This is a genomic window from Microbacterium sp. EYE_78 (genome assembly GCF_023149035.1).
Taxonomy (GTDB): Bacteria; Actinomycetota; Actinomycetes; order Actinomycetales; family Microbacteriaceae; genus Microbacterium.
Genome location: NZ_JAHXMY010000001.1, coordinates 546,429 through 562,777 on the forward strand (window position 1 = coordinate 546,429; position 16,349 = coordinate 562,777).

The following is a 16,349-nucleotide window of genomic DNA, read 5'->3' on the forward strand; positions in this document are numbered from 1 at the left end:
GTCCTGCGACCGCCCCCGCCAGCACCGCGCCCACAATGGCGGCGCGCCACACATTCCCCCACATCACAGCCTCCCCAATCGGCCGTCGAGCGCGCGGCCTCGGGTGAGTGCGCGCCGGATCTTCAGAACGTACCTCTCATGCCGGCGATCAGACCCCCGCTTCGCCACGTGGGGGCCCCCTAATCACCCCCGCAACGTGTCCCCCATTTGGGGGACAGCAGATTAGGTTTGTCCCCCTATTGGTGGACTGACCGCCGCCGAGTAGCGTTCCCGATGTCGCCGCTGAAGATGCTTTGGGGAGCAGAAGTCAGCACACGGCGGCAGCAGAGGAAGTGGGGGCGATCTTGGGGGCCGTACCCATGTCTGTCTGGGCTCTTCGTGCGGCTCCGTTCTCAGAACGGGCCTGCACGAAGAGCCCGAAACACGTACCGGAGGGGTCGGTGCGCACGACCCGATGACACATCGGGTGCAGTGATCGGATACGTCGAGGGGTCGACGCATCCGGGGACGGGCAACCGTCAGTTTGGGGAAACGCGGATCTGATCCGCATCGGGGGGCGTGGGCTTCGGTCCGCGTCGTGGCATTTGGGGAATGACGTTCATGGGGACAGAACGGATGGTGCGCGCGTGCCGAGGACGGCTCACCCGCACCGCGACGGCATCCCGTCGCACGCATGAGGGGGAACGACGATGACGTCGGCGACGATGCCGACGTCCATCGAGGCACCGTTCACCCTGGCGATGAAGCCGCGACCGACCGCCGAGGCGCTCCGCCGATCGCGCGAGCACCGCCGGCACCGTGCGCTGCTGCTGCTGACGGACGGGGCGGCGCTGTCGCTCATCGGTGCTGCCGCGGTCAGCGGCCTCGCCGCGGGCGGCGCCGCACCCGTCGGCCCGCTGGTGGCCGCGGGCGCCGCCATGACGGTGCTGCACCTGATCAGCCTCGGCGTCGTCCGCACGCGGGGGCAGGGGATCACCGCGTCGCGCGAGATCCGGCGCGTGCTGCTCGCCGGAGCACTCACGTTCGCCGTCGTCGCCTGCTGGGTGGCGTTCGCCCCGTCGGCCACGCTGCGCAGCGTGCTCCTGGCTGCTGTCCCGGCCGGCGCCGTCGCCGTCGTCGTGCTGCGCCTCGCCTGGCGTCGGTGGGCATCCGCGCACCGAGACCCTCTAGCACCTCGCGCAGTGGTCGTCGGGCCCCGGCGACTGCTCGACACCCTCGTGCCCGCGCTGCAGACGGGGCGCTTGGGTTACCACGTCGTCGGTCTCACTGTCGAAGGGCCTCAGCCCGCCGACAGCGACCCGCGCGCCGGGAACGCACCGATCCTCGGACCCGCCTCGGCGACCGCGGACGTCGCTCGCGCGGTGAACGCGGAGGTCGTCGTCGTCGCAGGAGCGACGCACGATCCGGACTTCGTCCGCCGGCTGAGCTGGCAGCTGGAGGGCTCCGCTGCGAGCCTCGTGCTGGCGACGCCGCTCACCGACGTCGCCGCGGGACGGATGTCGGTCGACACATCGGCCGGGCTCGCCCTCGTCGGCGTGCGCATCCCGACCTACGACGGAGCGTCCTACCGGATCAAACGGCTCCTCGACGTCGCCTGCTCGATCGTCGCGCTCGTCCCGATCCTGTGCGTCGCACCGTTCATCGCCCTCGCGATCCGGCTCGATTCGCCCGGACCCGTGTTGTTCCGGCAGCGGCGGGTGGGCTGCGACGGCCGCGAGTTCGACATGCTGAAATTCCGCACCATGCGGGTGGGCGCAGAGCACGAGGTCGACCGGCTCACGTCGCAGAACGACGCCGACGGCGCGCTGTTCAAGGTCAAGCGCGACCCCCGGGTGACGCGTGTCGGCCGCCTGCTGCGCAAGTACTCCATCGACGAGCTGCCGCAGTTCTGGAACGTGCTGCGAGGCGAGATGAGCATCGTCGGACCCCGTCCTCCGCTGCCCCGCGAGGTGCGCAGCTACGACGTCCCGGTGTTCCGGCGGCTGTACCTCCGCCCCGGAATCACCGGGCCCTGGCAGATCGGCGGCCGAAGCGACCTCTCCTGGGAGGAGAGCGTCCGCCTCGACCTCCACTACGTCGAGAACTGGTCGGTCGCCCGCGATCTGGCCATCATGATCCGCACCGCTGCCGTGGTGCTCCGTGCGAAAGGGGCCTACTGATGGCCATGCGTGTGGCGACGACGCCCATCCGGACCCGCGGTGTCACCGCCGATCTCTCTTCGACCCGTGTCGCACCACGGCCGTCCCTGCTGGGACCGCCGACCATCCACATCGCGGGGACGGACGTCCACCTCACCGACACGTCGGGGGCCTGCGACGTCATCGCCCGAGCCGTGCGCCACCCCGGGCACGCTCCGCTCGCCGTCGTGTCGGTCAACCTGGATCACGTGCATCACGCGGCATCCCTGCCCCGAGACGACGCGTCGCGCATCCGGCACCTCAATCTCATCGACGGCGCCCCGATCGCCCGCCAGGCGACCCGGCTCACCGGCACCGAGTGGCCGCGGCTCGCCGGCAGCGATCTCATCGGCGACGTGCTCGCCCGTGCCCACACGGAACGGTGGCGGGTCGCCGTCCTCGGCGGCTCGGCGGAGATCCGCGAGGCCCTGCATCACCGCGTCGAGACCGAGTGGCCGGGGGTCCGGCTGATCGGACACTGGACGCCCTCGCGCGATGAGCTGGCGTCGCCCGAGGCGTCCGCGGAGATCGCGGCGCAGATCAGACATGCAGATGTGGACATCGTCCTCGTCTGTCTCGGAAAGCCCCGTCAGGAGCAGTGGATCAACGACTTCGGTGAGGCGACAGGCGCACGCGTCCTGCTCGCCTTCGGAGCCGTCGTCGACTTCCTGGCAGGTCGAGTCTCGCGCGCACCCCGGTGGGTGTGCGACGCGGGATTCGAATGGATGTGGCGGCTCATGCTCGAGCCGAAGCGATTGGCGAAGCGGTACCTCGTCGAGGGACCCCCGGCCTACATGGCCGTCCGCCGATCCTCGGGTCGTCAGGGTGCATGAACCGTCGCCCGCACGCGGGCACGGCCGGACGTCCCCCCCGTCCGTCCGTGCCCGCCTGATGGATCGACTCGGCATCCGCTGAGCGACCACCACATCGACAGACCGCTCAGAGGGGGTAGCGGAATGGAACAGCAGACACGGGAACACCGGGGCGCACGGCGTCGCCGCACGATCGGTCTCGGCGTGGCCGTCGGCGCCGTCGCGCTGGTCGCCGGCGCCGCCGTCGTGGCGTCCCTCGTCCTGCAACCGGACGCCGGCCGGCAAGCGACCGCGGACACGTCCTCGACGCCGACTCCGAGCTCCGCGCCGGGACCGGCGCCGGACGCGACGCCGGTCGACGGCAGCGAGGTGCTGCCGCCCGAGCCATCCACCGACCGTCGGACGGCCGGGGTGCCGCTCCTGACGCCGGCGCCGCCACTGATCACCGGACCACTGCCCGAGGACGCCTCCGCGGACGGCGCGCTCGTGAAGGGGTACCCCGCCGACCTCGCCGGGCCCGCAACGGGGGACACGGTGCTGCAGAGCTCGGTGTCGTCCGAAGGCCGCACCATGCAGGCCGCGCTGACGGCCCGCACGGACGCGGAACCGGATGCCGTGCGGGAACACTTCCGCGCGCTGTGGGACGAGCTCGGGCTGACCCCTGACGCACCTGCAGGCGACGACCAACTGACCTACCGCGGTCCGTCCGCGACCGTCACCCTCGCGGTCGAGACCGGAGGCACCGGCACCGTCTACTCGGTCTTCACGGTCGTGACGGCGGGCTGAGCGTGTACATCTCGCTGACCAACACGCCCACCCCGTCGACGCCCCGGCAACGGGGACCGCGCGGGGTCCGCACCGTCTCGTCGACCGTGGTGACCCTAGGTCTCGTCTCGCTGCTCACCGACGTCTCATCGGAGTCGGTCTCCGCAGTCCTCCCCCTGTACGTGACCGGGATGCTGGGGCTCTCGACGATCGCGTTCGGCCTGCTCGACGGGCTGTACCAGGGCGTCAGCGCGCTGGTCCGGATCGCGGGCGGATACACCTCGGATCGGGTCGGGCGACCGAAATGGATCGCGTTCGGCGGGTACGCCGTGGCGGCCGTGGCTCGGATCGGTCTGCTGTTCGCGTCCGGGTTCGGTGCACTCGCCGCCGTCCTCACCGCGGATCGGATCGGCAAGGGGCTGCGGACCGCGCCGCGGGACGCGCTGATCGCCGCGGCATCCGACCCCGACAGCCGCGGCCGGGCCTTCGGCGTCCACCGGATGCTCGACAACATCGGCGCCGCCATCGGGCCGCTGCTCGCTTTCGTCATCCTGTGGGCCGTGCCCGACGGCTACGACGTCGTGTTCGCCGTCTCGCTCGCGTGCGCGATGATCGGCGTGCTCATCCTCGCCGTCCTCGTCCCGAACATGCGCACCCGCCCTCCGGTGGCGGAGCGCGCCGAGCGTCGGGAGGAGCGGAGAGCCGCCTGGGCGACCCTGCGACGAGGTCCGTTCCGCCGCGTGCTCGCCGCGGCGGGCATCCTCGGCATCGTCACGATCGGCGACGGCTTCGTCTACCTCGCCCTGCAGGGACGCAACGACTTCGCCGCCCAGTGGTTCCCGCTCCTCTACGTGGGCACGAACATCGCGTTCCTCGCCCTCGCGGTGCCGCTCGGACGCGCAGCGGACCGCATCGGACGCGCGCGGGTGTTCGTCCTGGGCCACCTCGCCCTCCTCGCCGCGTACGTCGTCGCCGCGCTCGCCATCGACGACCTCGTCGCGACAATCCTCTGCCTCGCGTTCCTCGGCGCCTTCTACGCCGCGACCGACGGGGTGCTCGCCGCCCTCGCCGCCGACCTCACCGGGCCCGAGACGCGGGCGACCGGGATCGCCGCGGCCCAGACGGTCGTCGCGCTCGCGCGCTTCGGGTCGGCCGCACTGTTCGGCGTCCTCTGGTTCGCCGTCGGACGGGAGTCCGCCTTGCTGATCGCCGCGGGCGTCCTGGCCGCAGCGGTCGCCGCGGCCGTCGTCATCCTCCGCCCGCTCCTCCGGACGGTAGCACCGTGAGCGGCTCTCGCACGCGAGTGGCCGTGGTGGCCGGTGTCAGCGCCGTGCTGCTCGGCGGGACCGCAGCGTTCGGGGTGTCGGCGTGGGCCGACCGGCGGGAGTCGACGGACCCCGCGGCGTCGGCAGCCGCGCCGGGCACCTGGGCGGGCGAGGGCCGCATCGTGTTCCGGACGACTGCGCCGGGCGACGACTACGGCCACGTCGCCAGCGTCGACATCGACGCACCCGCCGCGGACCGCCGGGTGAGCAGCGAGGTGTGCGATCGGGTCGACGCGACCCCCGGCATCCTGTCGTGCCTTCGGATCGTCCGGGGCGTCGTCCCCGCCTACTCCGCGACCGTCTCACGGCCGGACGGCTCCGTCGTCGGAGCATGGCCGCTGCCCGGCATCCCGAGTCGAACGAGGATCTCCCCGGCCGGCGACCTGGTTGCCACCACGGCCTTCGTGAGCGGGCACTCCTACGCCACCGTCGGATTCTCGACGGCGACGGTGATCGCACGGCAGGACGGCTCCTCGCTCGGCAACCTCGAGGACTGGCGGCTCACCCGCGACGGGACGGCGATCGCACCGTCGGACCGGAACTTCTGGGGCGTGACCTTCGCTGACGACCAGACGTTCTATGCCACCGTCGGCATGAGCGTGTCGGGGACGACATGGCTCGTTCGCGGCGACATCCCGTCACGCGCGCTGGAGATGATCGCCGAGAACGTCGAGTGTCCCTCGCTCTCGCCGGACGGGACGCGGATCGCTTTCAAGCGTGTGACCGGCTCGGACCCCGGCGGACCGCACTGGACACCCGCCGTCTACGACATCGCCACGGGCCGGATCGACCTGCTGCCCGAGGCGCGCGGGATCGACGATCAGATCGAGTGGCTCGACGGCGACACGATCCTGTACGGGATGCCCCGCGACGACACCCGCGGTGACAGCGACGTGTGGGCGCTCGACGTCGACGGTACGGGTGAACCGCGTGTGCTCATCGAACACGCCTGGTCGCCCGCGGTCGTCCCGGACGGGAGCGGCGGATGAACAGCCAGGCCAGGAGCACCCCCGCGGCCGCCCCGAGGCTGTTCGCGAGCACGTCGCGCACGCTCGGCAGGCGAGCCGGCAGGACGAACTGCACGAGCTCCACGGCAGCGGAAAGTAACACGGCCAGTACGAGCGCGATCCACGCACGACCGAGCAGCAGCGTGAGCAGCACTCCGAGCGGGAGGAAGAGCACGATGTTCGCGACGAACTCGATCCATCCCTGCCCGAACCCGACCAGACCGAGGTCCTCCCTCATCCAGGAACCGAGCGCTTCGACGATGGCGCCCGGCGACACCGGCGAGACCAGGACCGCGACGGCGGCAGCGGCATATGCGAGCAGTCCCGCCACGGCGAGGCGACGTCTGCGTTCCGGGGCCGGCATGCGACCACTCTCGCACGCGGGGAGGCGATCGTGAACGATCGGGATGCCGCGGTGACCGCGGTCGTCGTCACCTACAACAGCGCCGACACGATCGGCGCACTGCTGGACTCGCTCGCGCAGGGCACCGTGGTCCCGCGCGTCGTCGTCGTCGATAACGGGTCGATGGACCGGACCCTCGAGCTCGCCTCGGCGCGCGCGGGCGTGGAGGTGATCGCGACCGGCGCGAACCTCGGGTACTCGGGCGGCATCAACGTCGGGCTGCGACGCGTCGCCGACGGTGACGACGTGCTGATCCTGAATCCCGACCTGACGGTCTCCCCCGCGATGGTCGAGCGGATGAGGGACGAGCTCGCCGACCCGACCGTCGGGATCGTCGCTCCGCTGCTGCGCGATGCGGGGACCGGCCGGCGGTACCACAGCCTTCGACGCGATCCGTCTCCCCTGCGGGCACTGGGCGACGCCGTCCTCGGCGAGCGCTGGCCGACACGACCCGCCGCGCTCGCCGAGACGATGCGACGCGACGCCGAATACGCCGCCGCTCACGACGTCGCGTGGGCGGGCGGCGCAGCCCTGCTGATCTCCGCCCGGTGCCGTCGGCAGGTCGGCGACTGGGATGCGGCGACCTACTTCCTGTACGCGGAGGAGACCGACTACGCCGAGCGCGCACGTGCGCACGGTCTGCGCGTGCGGTTCACGCCGCGAGCAGAGGCTCGGCACGTCGGCTCGGGATCGGGCCAGCCCGCGGCGCTGGTCGCCCTGGTCTCGGTGAACCGGGTGCGTTGCTACGCGCGTCGGCACGGCGCCGTCCGGACGGCGCTGTTCCGCGGCGCGATCGCCGCCCAGCATCTGCTGCGCCTGCGAGACGCGCGGCACCGCTCCGCCCTGCCGGTGGTGCTGGACCGGCGCCGGTGGGCCGCGCTGCCCGCGGGCGATGCGGTGCCGGACCATCTGACGATCCCCCCGGCGGAAGCGAGGCCGACAGCATGATGTGGACCGACGACGGACGCGGACGCGCCGTCATCCTCAACTTCCACGGCATCGGTGAGCCGCAACGGCCCATGGAACCGGGCGAGGAGCGCTTCTGGATCTCAGCGGCGGCCTTCGAAGAGATCCTGGATGCCGCCGTCGCCCACCCGCGGCGGGTGCAGATCACCTTCGACGATGCGAACGCCTCCGACCACGCCGTCGCGCTGCCCGCGCTGCGCGGCCGAGGCATCCGGGCACGGTTCTTCGTCATCACCGACCGCATCGGCCGGCCCGGGTCCCTGGGCACCGAGCAGCTGGTCGAGATGGCGCGCTCCGGCATGCGCTTCGGCACGCACGGCGCGAGTCACCGACCGTGGCCGGAACTCGCCCGCGCTGGGCGGCTGCACGACGAGCTCATCGGATCCGCGAGCCGGCTGGGGGGCATCATCGGCGAGCCGATTGACCATGCCGCATTCCCGCAGGGACTGTACGACCGGACGACCCTCGCCGAATTGCGGCGGACGGGATTCCCGCACCTGTACTCGGTCGACGAAGGCTGGAATCGGGCGAGCGCGACCGTCCGGACGCGGTACTCGGTCATCCACACCGATACCGCCGCCAGCATCCGGCAGCTGCTCGACCGTCCGATGCGGACGTCGGCGCCATGGCCCGTGCGCCCCGTGAAGCAGGCGGTGAAGAGATGGCGGTGAGCGGCGCCGTCGTCCTGATGGGCTTCGCGGACGCCTTCGCCGCCGTCGAGACCGCCTGGTCGCTGCAGCGGGCCGGGATGCGTGTGCTGGCGGTCGAGCGCGAGGGGCGGCGGAGCGCACTGCGCCGTGTCCGCGACGTCGAGGTGGTGCCGATCACCGCACCCGAGACCGACACCGCGCGGTCGCGTGCCGATCTCGAACGAGTCATCCGGTCCCGGCGACCCGACGCCGTGCTGCCGCTCGACGACGCCGCCCTGTGGCTGGCGTCCGGCGCGGATCTCGCGGGCGCCGTCTTCGTGGGCCCGTCGGCCGCCGGTGCGGCACTGGCCCTCGACAAGGGGGCGCAGCTGCGGGCCGCAGCCGCCGCGGGACTCGCCGTGCCGGCCACGCAGACCGTGGACGCCGGCGACGTCGCCACCGACGCGAACTGGCCGGTCGTCGTCAAGTCCTCCGCTGCGGTCGCCGAGGTGGACGGGCGCCTCGTCCGCCCAGGCGGCGCCATCTTCGCCGACGCAGAGGAGTGCGACCGAGGTCGGGCCCGGCTGCAGGGCACCCTCCTGCGCCAACCGCTCATCGCCGGCACGGGCGAGGGCGTCTTCGGCTACATCGACGAGCGCGGACCCGCCGTCCTCAGCGCACACCGACGCGTCCGGATGGTCAATCCGCACGGCTCCGCATCGTCGGCCTGCGCATCCATCGACGTCGACCCGACCCTCGTGGAACCGATCACGAGGCTGCTCACCTCGATCGGCTGGCGCGGGATGTTCATGATCGAGTTCCTCCGCGACGACGCCGGCGTCCCCTGGTTCATGGAGGTGAACGGCCGCGCCTGGGGAAGCATGGCGCTCGCACGGCGACGCGGGCTCGAATACCCCGCCTGGGCGACGCAGTTCGCGCTCGGTGAGGCGCGGACGCCCCCCGCCCCGAGCGCGCCGCCGCAGGTCGTCGCGCGGCACCTCGGGCGCGAGCTGGCGCACCTCGTGTTCGTCCTCCGCGGACCGCAGTCCCACGCGGTCGCGGCATGGCCGTCGCCGTGGGCCACCGTGCGGGACCTCCTGACGGTGCGCCGCGGCGACCGGCTGTACAACTGGTCGGCCGGTCAGCCCGGTGTCCTCGTCGCCGACACGGTCGGAACGCTCACCGCGCTCGTCACCGGGCGGAGGCGGCGCGCATGACGACGCTGAGGCTCGCCGCACACATCCACACCGCTTGCTCGGACGACTCCGACTGGGGTCTGTCCCGGCTCGCCAGGATCCTCCGGCGGTCGGGGTTCGGCGGGGCGCTGGTCTGCGACCACGACCGGACCATGGACGACGCGACCTGGGCGGCGCTGCAGGCGGAGTGCGACCGGGTCGGCGATGCCACCGGATTCGTCCTCGTGCCGGGGATCGAATATCAGGACCCCGATCACGTCGTACACCTCCCGGTGTACGGGCGGGCCCCGTTCTACGGGGCGTCGCCCGAGATCTCGGATGTGCTCTCGCGCGTACGCGGAGACGGCGGGGCCGCGGTGTTCGCCCATCCGGGCCGCCGCGAGGCGTGGCGCCGATTCGATCCGTCGTGGGCCGACGGTCTCGCGGGCATCGAGGTGTGGAACCGCAAGTACGACGGCATCCGACCCTCCGAATGGGCCGCCCGCACGGCGCACGGATTCGGCATCCCCGCCTTCACCGCACTGGACTGGCACGGACCGCGTCAGCTCTACCCGCTCGCCGTCGAGGTGGCCTCGCCCACCACGACCGGCAATCGGGCTCGAGCCGATGGCGTGGTCGATGACCTCCTGACCGGCCGGCTGCGGGCCACGGCCTTCGGGGCGGACGTCGCGCGGTTCTCCTCCGGACCCCTGGGTCGCGCCGCGCGAGGGCTCGAGTCGTCACGGCGCTGGATCGCGCCGCACATCCGCCGCCTCGAAGCAGGGATCCGATCACGATGACCGCCACTGTCGACCACGTCGTCCTCACCCGATTCAATCTGCCCACGCCGGGGCCCGAGAGCCTCGTGCGGGCACAGGACGGGTGGCTGCGGAACCGGGTCGAGCTGTTCGAGCGGTACACGGTGCCGTCGATGCGCGGCCAGACCGTCGGCGATCTCACCTGGATCGTGTACCTCGATCCGGACAGCCCTCGGTGGCTGCAGGAGCGGCTGCAGCCACTCGTCGACGACGGGGTCTTCCACGCACTCCACCGCGAGCGGGTCGAATGGCAGGACGTCGTGTCCGATGCCCGAGCGCTCACCGGTGGTCGCGGTGACATCCTGCTCACGACCAATCTCGACAACGACGACGCGGTCGCGCGCGACTTCGTCGAGCGGCTGCAGCACGAGGCACGCCGCCACGTGGGCACGGCCCTCTACCTGCGCACCGGCCTCATCGTGCAGGACGGACGCCTGTACCGCCGCGACGATCCCGAGAACGCCTTCTGCAGCGTCAGCGAGACCTGGGCGCGGCCCGTGACCGCATGGCGCGACTGGCACAACCGGCTGCACGAGCATCTGCCAGTCGCGAGCGTGGGCGGATCGCCGGCGTGGCTGCAGGTGGTGCACGGACAGAACGTCAGCAACCGCGTACGCGGCGCGCTCGTCGACCCGTCGGCGCACCGCGACGACTTCCCCGGGCTCCTCTCGGACGCGGCCTCACCGAGCGCGACCGCGCTGTTCGGTGACCGGATGCTGCGCCGCCCCGCCCGCGCCATGCGGGACGGGCTCCGCGGCATGGCACGCGACGTGCTGCTGCGACTGTGGGGCAAGGACGGGCTCGACCGGCTGAAGACCGGCATCCGGCGCCTGCGCGGCGGAACCCGTCAGCGCGGGAGTGCCATCACCCGCTGACGCGCCGTGACCGGGGCGGCGGAGACCGTATCGGCGCGGACGGTGTCGGGCAGCATCCCGACCGTCGTCGCCCAGCTGTCCGAGAGGCCGACAGTCCGAGCGGCTGCACACATCCCTACGACGAGGAACGCGGTGCCCGCCGAGATAGGGAAGGCCAGCCCGTCGAACAGCCCGAACAGGACACCGACGGTGACGACGCACGCGCACAGGCACCGACCCACCACCTGCAAGTCCTCGAGATGTGAGCGCCGGGTGGCTCGCCAGGCACTCCAGATCGCTGCCAGCAGGACGCCGGCGAACGCTGCTGCACCGAGGACGCCGATCTCCACGATCATCTGCGCCCACTGATTGTCGAAGATGTAATAACGCGGCAGGAAGGTGCCGATCCCTGCCCCGATGAGGGGCGAGGAGGCGAGGAAGGTCGGCAGCAGGTCGAGGGCTGCCGTTCGCGAGAGCGCGCTCGGATCGTCGCCGACCCCGAGGAACATGCCCACGATGGTGCCGTACAACCCGGGCACGGCGACCATTGCACCCGCGAACGCGATCAGGATGACCGAGCCTGCGAGGGGGCGGAATCGCGCGGGAAGCCCGGGCACGGCCGCCACGACGGCGATCCCGAAGCCGATGACCGCGGAACGCGAGACGGCGAGGAATGAGGCCAGCGCGATCACCGCGACTGGCAACCACCAACGCGCGCGTCTGCGACCGGCGTCGCCGACGATCGTGCACGCGAGCGCCAGCGGAAGCGCGACGGCGATGGCGGTTGCGTACTCGAGGGGATGCGTCGCCGTCCCCGCCGGGCGCACGAACCCGCCGCGGCTGTCGATGCCGCCGGCGTCACCGGAGAATCCGGGGAGACCGGTGAGGAAGTCGATGATCGGCTGGTCCGTGAGGAACTGGAGGAGGCCGAGGGCCGCCATCGCACCGCCCGCGAAGGCGAGTCGCCGGACGAGCTTCATCAGATCGCTCATGCTGCGGATGCCGTCCATCGCCACGAGCACGACCCCCGTCCACGAGAGCAGCCGCACGAGAGCGGATGCTGCGGGGCTGATCTGGTCCACGGGCTGGCCTCGCAAGAGGGCGTGGGCGAAGCTGACGAGGCAGATCACGAGGAACAGCCCGAGTGCGATCCGGACCGGTTGGGGCACCGAGCGGACGCTCTGGGTGGGCTGCAGCCGCGCGAGCAGCCACCAGCCGAGGAGGACGAGCCCCCACAGGAACTGCGGGCGACCGAACGATCCGAGGAAGGAGATCGAAAGGCTCGACGGGAAGCCGTACAGCAGGACGATGTAGATGGTGAGCATCGTCACCGCGTCCGTGCCCGCGGGTCGCCAGCCCGTGTGTCCGCGGGCGGCAAGGGGGGCCGGCGCCGTCGCCAGCGGACGGAGGATCATCCGGCTTCCCGCTCCGACTCGAACGGCCCCATCGGTCCCGCGACGAACGCGTCGTCATCAGCCGCGGGATGCGGCGCCTGCCAGTTTCGTCGGCGCGCACCGACCGGTCGACCCTTTCGCGGGCGGCCCCCGGCGGACCCGCCAGGCATGTTCTGGACCGCTTTGCCTTCAGGCGTCGCAGACGTGTCCCCCCGATCCGGCTCGACCGCTTCGTCGGGGTCCTCGCCTGCGTCGGCCAGCGGCGCTGACGACGCCTCCGCGCGGACGACGCGCTCAGGCGCCCCGACGTCCGGCGAGTCGGCATCCGCTCGGTCGGCGTCGCTCGTCGCGGCCTCGCCGTCCTCCATCGCGGACCCCGCGGCGCCCGCGTCGATGATGACCTCGTCCGCGGTGGCCCGCAGGGGGGTCTGCTCCGACCGACTGCGCCGTCGACGACGCAACCGGATGAGGGTGTCGCCGAGGACCGCGATCGCGACGCTGAGCATCGCGATGACGAGCCCGACGACCCCGGTCACGAGGATGCGGTTCTTCTGCACGACGACACTTGCCGAGTCGTGCGTCAACGGGACGAGATCGACCCGCTCGTCTGTCGGAATGCCCTGCTCGTCCTGCAACTCCCCGAGCCTCGTCTCGATGAGTTGCAAGGCGGTAGCGAGGACGACATCGGCATCCTCCTCACTCGATGCGGAGACCGTGACCAGCATCACCGCACCGGCAGCGGTGTCACGAGACACAGCGATGCTGGCGCCTGGCGCATCCGCCGTCGCCTGGGCGATGTCATCCGGACCGATCGCGCGGACAAGGATGTCGGCCACCTGATAGAGGCCCCCGACGAAGAGGTACGGGTTGGCGTCGTCCGGAATGGTCGCCTCACCGGGCAGGAGCAGCTGCGACGCCGACCTCTCGTATTCCGGCGGGATGACGGTCCACGCACCGTAGGCTGCGGCGGCCGCGACGATCACCCCCACCACCAGGACGTACCACCGTCGACGAAGTGCGCCGATGACATCTGCGAGCTTCATGAAATCCCACTTCCCCCCACCCAACGGCGCATCCCCCTGATGCCGCCGGAACGTTCTCGGCTCTCCCGAGCCAGCCGATCCGCAGTCGACGCGAACCAGCCCCCCACGAGCAGACCCACTGCCCCCAGCGCTCCAGCGGCGAGGGCCGTGCCGGAGCGGCTCGGAGTCACGTGCTCGATTGTCTCGCTGAGCGGCTCGACCGCGACCGCGATGCGGTTCTCCGCCGAGATCCCGGTTTGACGGTCATCAGCCGTCGCGAGCACGGAGCGGATGGCAGCAGTCTGCTGCTCCTCCACCCAGCCCCGATCAGGAGAGACGACATCGATCGTGATCGCCGCCTTGTTGTAGACGACCTCCCACTGCCCGCCCGTGTCGGGGACCGCGACGCGGAGCCCCTGGCGGATGCCCGCACCGTAGAACGGCGCGTCGGCCTGCGAGTAGGTCACAGGTTCGGCACCGCCGTTGACCTCGGTGGCGACGGCGGAGGCGAACATGATCACCCCGCGATCCGCGCTTCCACCCTCCTCCCACGGCCCGGCATCCGGCGCCTCGAAGGTCACGAGGGTGCGGGTCACATAGAGCCCGCCATCACGGAGGAACAGCCATCCGAGTCCCGCGGTCAGGCCGAGCACGACGACCATCACGTACCAGCGGCGAAACAGCACCCGGGTCAGGTCGTAGAGCGTCATGCCGAGACCTCCCCGATGACCCGTGCGACGGTCTTCCATTGCCGCTGCACCGTGAATCGTGCCCGCACGTCGTCTCTCGCGCGCTCCCCCATCGACCGACGTCGCCCGTCGTCGCGCAGGAGCTCCGTGACGGTGCCGGCGAGCGCCTCGCAGTCGCCCGGCGGCACCAGCTCGCCGGTCGACCCGGGCACGACGTAGTCGCGCATCGCAGCGGAGTCCGTTGTCACCGTGGCCGCGCCCATCGCCATCGCCTCGAGGACGACCGTCTGACCGCTCGGGTAGGCCGGCGCTGTGGTGGTGGTCACGACGAGGTCAGCGCCGTGCAGCAACGCGCGGTAGTCCGCGTCGAAGACGCTCACGAGCCTGATCCCGGGCGGGATGCGCAGATCGGTGACGTTGCGCGGTCGGCAGGCGACGGTCATCGGGATGCCGGTGCGCTCGGCCATGCGGAAGAGGGTGGCGTAGTCCCGCCGCGAATCGCTGCCGACCGCGATGACCCCACCCCCGCCCCTCGGGCTCCTAAGGCGCCCGGCGTCGAAGTAGTCGACGTCGATCCCGAATGGGACGACACGGATCCGATCGGCCCCGACTCCCAAGTACTCCTCGAGGATGACCGCCTGATTGGCGGAGTAGACGCACACCGCCGCGACCGACGACAACGATGCGCGGACGGACGCGGCGGCCGCCGGCCGATCGAGGACATCCTGGGCGAGCCAGCACGACACCATGACGTGCGGTGACCGGTCGCGTCGTCGACCCGCCCGGCGTGCGTGAGCGAGACCGGCGTCCTCGAACACGGAGAGCACGGGACCGCGTGCGCCGCCGCGGGCGGCGCGAGCCAGCATCCATCCCCTCCTCCCCGGGGACAGCCGGCGGATCGCGCCGTCCACGCGCGTCGCCACGTGGCGTCCGAGCGGGCCGAGACTCGGAACGACCCAGTCCACGTCGAAGTCGGACTGCAGCGCGCCCATGCCGTAGGGCAGCGGTCCCCCGGGCTTGTCCTCGCCGGGCGTCCGAGGCGGAGTCGCGCAGAGGACCGTCAGCGGGATCACCGACGCACCTGCTGGGCGGAGGCGGCCAGCACGTGCGTGCGAACCGCATGGACGAAGTCGGGCGTGCGGTGCAGCCGCAGCACCTCGTCACGGCCGCGCCGGCCCATGCGAGCGGCCTCCTCCGGGTCGTCGCGCAGACGCTCGATTGCCGCGCGCAGCTCCTGGACGTCCCCCGGGGTCACATAGAGCCCCGTCTCGCCGTGCCGGATGACGTCCACCTGTCCCTCCGTGCGGCTGGTGATGACAGCGCGACCCATCGCCATCGCCTCGAGGATGACGCTGATTCCGGCATTGTTCTCCGACTCGACGAGCGGGACGACCACGACGAATGCCGACGCGTACGCCTCCCGGAGCGCGGGCGGCTCGAGCGGACCGACCTGGATGCCGTCCGCCGCAACGAGTGCGTCGCGGGCATCGACCAGCCGGGTGCGGACGCCGTCGAAGGTGCCCAGCAGGTTCGCCGCGACGATCGTCGGCACACCGAGAGCCGCCACCGCCGCCATCAGTGTCGGAAAATCGCGCTGGGTCTCGCCCGCTGAGACGACGGGGCGCTGACGGGGATCGACCATCGACTCCTGCGGCGCGAAGAACTGCTCGTCGACGGGATGCTCGATGCGGTGCACCTGCTCGGGAGCGAAGCCGACGCGGTCCACCGCGACGCGCGCCTGCACGCTGCTCCAGGTCAGGACGTCGTCCACGCCCGAGCGGACGATCCGCAGCGGCACCCGCACGATCGGCTTCGACACCCAGTCCAGGATCGCGACGTGTCGTGGACGCCGGCGCCGTAGACACAGCGTCCCCGCGACGCCGACCGTGTACTTCTCCGCCCAGGTCAGGATGACGTCGTAGTCCTTCGCGCGCCGCGATGCTTCCAGTGCGAGCGCGATGAACATGGGCAGGCGGCGCAGGAAGGTCCCGCGCAGGCCCGGGAGCGCGCGGATGTCGGACTCGCCAAGCAGATCGAAGCCGAACGCCTCCTCGACGAGCACGCGCCGCGGCGCAGCACCCGCCGACTCCTGGGCCCGTCGCTCCGCGCGCGAGATCGCGGCGCGGCCTTCGGTGCGCACGTAGAGCGCGCGGACGCCGACGGCAGCGTCCCCCGCCTCGTTCCCCAAGTGGGCGCGCAAACGCCCGTCCCCCAAAAAGCTCACCGTAGGTCCCCAAACCACTCGGATCGTGGGGCAACTATACCTCCGGCAGGCTCGGTGCGGTAGCCTCGGTCGAGCGGGCCGTCTGGGGA

The 16,349-nt window shown here is 71.6% G+C and carries 16 protein-coding genes; 10 read left to right on the forward strand and 6 right to left on the reverse strand.

All coding sequences use genetic code 11. The features are described from left to right. Positions 1-689: 689 nt before the first annotated feature. The 5 genes from KZX17_RS02620 (at position 690) to KZX17_RS02640 (ending at position 6,068) form a co-directional block, all read left to right on the forward strand. Positions 690-2,159: a sugar transferase gene (locus KZX17_RS02620; RefSeq protein ID WP_248170896.1), complete on the forward strand. Its 1,470-nt coding sequence runs from the start codon at positions 690-692 to the stop codon at positions 2,157-2,159. After that, positions 2,159-3,010: a WecB/TagA/CpsF family glycosyltransferase gene (locus tag KZX17_RS02625; RefSeq protein WP_248170895.1), complete on the forward strand. Its 852-nt coding sequence runs from the start codon at positions 2,159-2,161 to the stop codon at positions 3,008-3,010. The genes KZX17_RS02620 and KZX17_RS02625 overlap by 1 nt, the downstream gene beginning before the upstream one ends. A 123-nt stretch (positions 3,011-3,133) precedes the next feature. Next, positions 3,134-3,775, forward strand: a complete 642-nt coding sequence (locus tag KZX17_RS02630; RefSeq protein ID WP_248170894.1) for a hypothetical protein — start codon at positions 3,134-3,136, stop codon at positions 3,773-3,775. Between the two features lie 2 nt (positions 3,776-3,777). Continuing rightward, entirely contained in the window at positions 3,778-5,040 is a 1,263-nt protein-coding gene (locus tag KZX17_RS02635; RefSeq protein WP_248170893.1) for an MFS transporter, read from the forward strand. Next, positions 5,037-6,068, forward strand: coding sequence for a hypothetical protein (locus tag KZX17_RS02640; RefSeq protein WP_248170892.1), 1,032 nt, complete (start codon positions 5,037-5,039; stop codon positions 6,066-6,068). The genes KZX17_RS02635 and KZX17_RS02640 overlap by 4 nt, the downstream gene beginning before the upstream one ends. On the opposite strand, the gene KZX17_RS02645 is transcribed toward KZX17_RS02640, so the two are convergent. After that, positions 6,016-6,450: a VanZ family protein gene (locus KZX17_RS02645; protein ID WP_248170891.1), complete on the reverse strand. Its 435-nt coding sequence runs from the start codon at positions 6,448-6,450 to the stop codon at positions 6,016-6,018. The two genes, KZX17_RS02640 and KZX17_RS02645, sit on opposite strands and share 53 nt — an antisense overlap. A 30-nt stretch (positions 6,451-6,480) precedes the next feature. Between KZX17_RS02645 and KZX17_RS02650 the strand changes: the two genes are divergently transcribed. Genes KZX17_RS02650 through KZX17_RS02670 form a run of 5 tightly spaced genes read left to right on the forward strand, consistent with a single transcriptional unit; the run spans position 6,481 to position 10,952 of the window. Beyond that, the gene (locus KZX17_RS02650) at positions 6,481-7,437 is read left to right on the forward strand and encodes a glycosyltransferase family 2 protein (RefSeq protein WP_248170890.1); all 957 of its coding nucleotides are present in this window, start codon (positions 6,481-6,483) and stop codon (positions 7,435-7,437) included. Beyond that, entirely contained in the window at positions 7,434-8,126 is a 693-nt protein-coding gene (locus tag KZX17_RS02655; protein WP_248170889.1) for a polysaccharide deacetylase family protein, read from the forward strand. The genes KZX17_RS02650 and KZX17_RS02655 overlap by 4 nt, the downstream gene beginning before the upstream one ends. Beyond that, entirely contained in the window at positions 8,123-9,301 is a 1,179-nt protein-coding gene (locus tag KZX17_RS15160) for an ATP-grasp domain-containing protein (protein ID WP_248170888.1), read from the forward strand. Before KZX17_RS02655 ends, KZX17_RS15160 begins: the two co-directional genes overlap by 4 nt. Next, entirely contained in the window at positions 9,298-10,059 is a 762-nt protein-coding gene (locus tag KZX17_RS02665) for a PHP domain-containing protein (protein ID WP_248170887.1), read from the forward strand. The genes KZX17_RS15160 and KZX17_RS02665 overlap by 4 nt, the downstream gene beginning before the upstream one ends. After that, entirely contained in the window at positions 10,056-10,952 is an 897-nt protein-coding gene (locus KZX17_RS02670; RefSeq protein ID WP_248170886.1) for a glycosyltransferase, read from the forward strand. Before KZX17_RS02665 ends, KZX17_RS02670 begins: the two co-directional genes overlap by 4 nt. Here the strand turns inward: KZX17_RS02670 and KZX17_RS02675 are convergent. The 5 genes from KZX17_RS02675 to KZX17_RS02695 are packed head-to-tail and all read right to left on the reverse strand — an operon-like array spanning position 10,925 to position 16,260. Next, positions 10,925-12,346 carry an O-antigen ligase gene (locus tag KZX17_RS02675; RefSeq protein WP_248170885.1) on the reverse strand — a complete coding sequence of 474 codons (1,422 nt, stop codon included), beginning with the start codon at positions 12,344-12,346 and terminating at the stop codon, positions 10,925-10,927. The genes KZX17_RS02670 and KZX17_RS02675 overlap by 28 nt on opposite strands. Next, on the reverse strand, positions 12,343-13,368 hold the full coding sequence (locus tag KZX17_RS02680) for a hypothetical protein (RefSeq protein ID WP_248170884.1): 1,026 nt from the start codon (positions 13,366-13,368) through the stop codon (positions 12,343-12,345). The genes KZX17_RS02675 and KZX17_RS02680 overlap by 4 nt, the downstream gene beginning before the upstream one ends. Next, positions 13,365-14,057, reverse strand: a complete 693-nt coding sequence (locus tag KZX17_RS02685) for a hypothetical protein (RefSeq protein WP_248170883.1) — start codon at positions 14,055-14,057, stop codon at positions 13,365-13,367. Before KZX17_RS02685 ends, KZX17_RS02680 begins: the two co-directional genes overlap by 4 nt. Next, positions 14,054-15,109: a glycosyltransferase family 4 protein gene (locus KZX17_RS02690; protein WP_248170882.1), complete on the reverse strand. Its 1,056-nt coding sequence runs from the start codon at positions 15,107-15,109 to the stop codon at positions 14,054-14,056. Before KZX17_RS02690 ends, KZX17_RS02685 begins: the two co-directional genes overlap by 4 nt. Next, entirely contained in the window at positions 15,106-16,260 is a 1,155-nt protein-coding gene (locus tag KZX17_RS02695; RefSeq protein WP_248170881.1) for a glycosyltransferase family 4 protein, read from the reverse strand. The genes KZX17_RS02690 and KZX17_RS02695 overlap by 4 nt, the downstream gene beginning before the upstream one ends. Positions 16,261-16,349 lie beyond the last annotated feature (89 nt).

Bases quoted from the DNA above. Each gene is read 5' to 3' on its own strand.
- KZX17_RS02670 (WP_248170886.1), top strand. From the start codon at position 10,056: ATGACCGCCACTGTCGACCACGTCGTCCTCACCCGATTCAATCTGCCC.
- KZX17_RS02675 (WP_248170885.1), bottom strand. From the start codon at position 12,346: ATGATCCTCCGTCCGCTGGCGACGGCGCCGGCCCCCCTTGCCGCCCGC.
- KZX17_RS02685 (WP_248170883.1), bottom strand. From the start codon at position 14,057: ATGACGCTCTACGACCTGACCCGGGTGCTGTTTCGCCGCTGGTACGTG.
- KZX17_RS02645 (WP_248170891.1), bottom strand. From the start codon at position 6,450: ATGCCGGCCCCGGAACGCAGACGTCGCCTCGCCGTGGCGGGACTGCTC.
- KZX17_RS02630 (WP_248170894.1), top strand. From the start codon at position 3,134: ATGGAACAGCAGACACGGGAACACCGGGGCGCACGGCGTCGCCGCACG.
- KZX17_RS02620 (WP_248170896.1), top strand. From the start codon at position 690: ATGACGTCGGCGACGATGCCGACGTCCATCGAGGCACCGTTCACCCTG.
- KZX17_RS02625 (WP_248170895.1), top strand. From the start codon at position 2,159: ATGGCCATGCGTGTGGCGACGACGCCCATCCGGACCCGCGGTGTCACC.
- KZX17_RS02655 (WP_248170889.1), top strand. From the start codon at position 7,434: ATGATGTGGACCGACGACGGACGCGGACGCGCCGTCATCCTCAACTTC.
- KZX17_RS02665 (WP_248170887.1), top strand. From the start codon at position 9,298: ATGACGACGCTGAGGCTCGCCGCACACATCCACACCGCTTGCTCGGAC.
- KZX17_RS02680 (WP_248170884.1), bottom strand. From the start codon at position 13,368: ATGAAGCTCGCAGATGTCATCGGCGCACTTCGTCGACGGTGGTACGTC.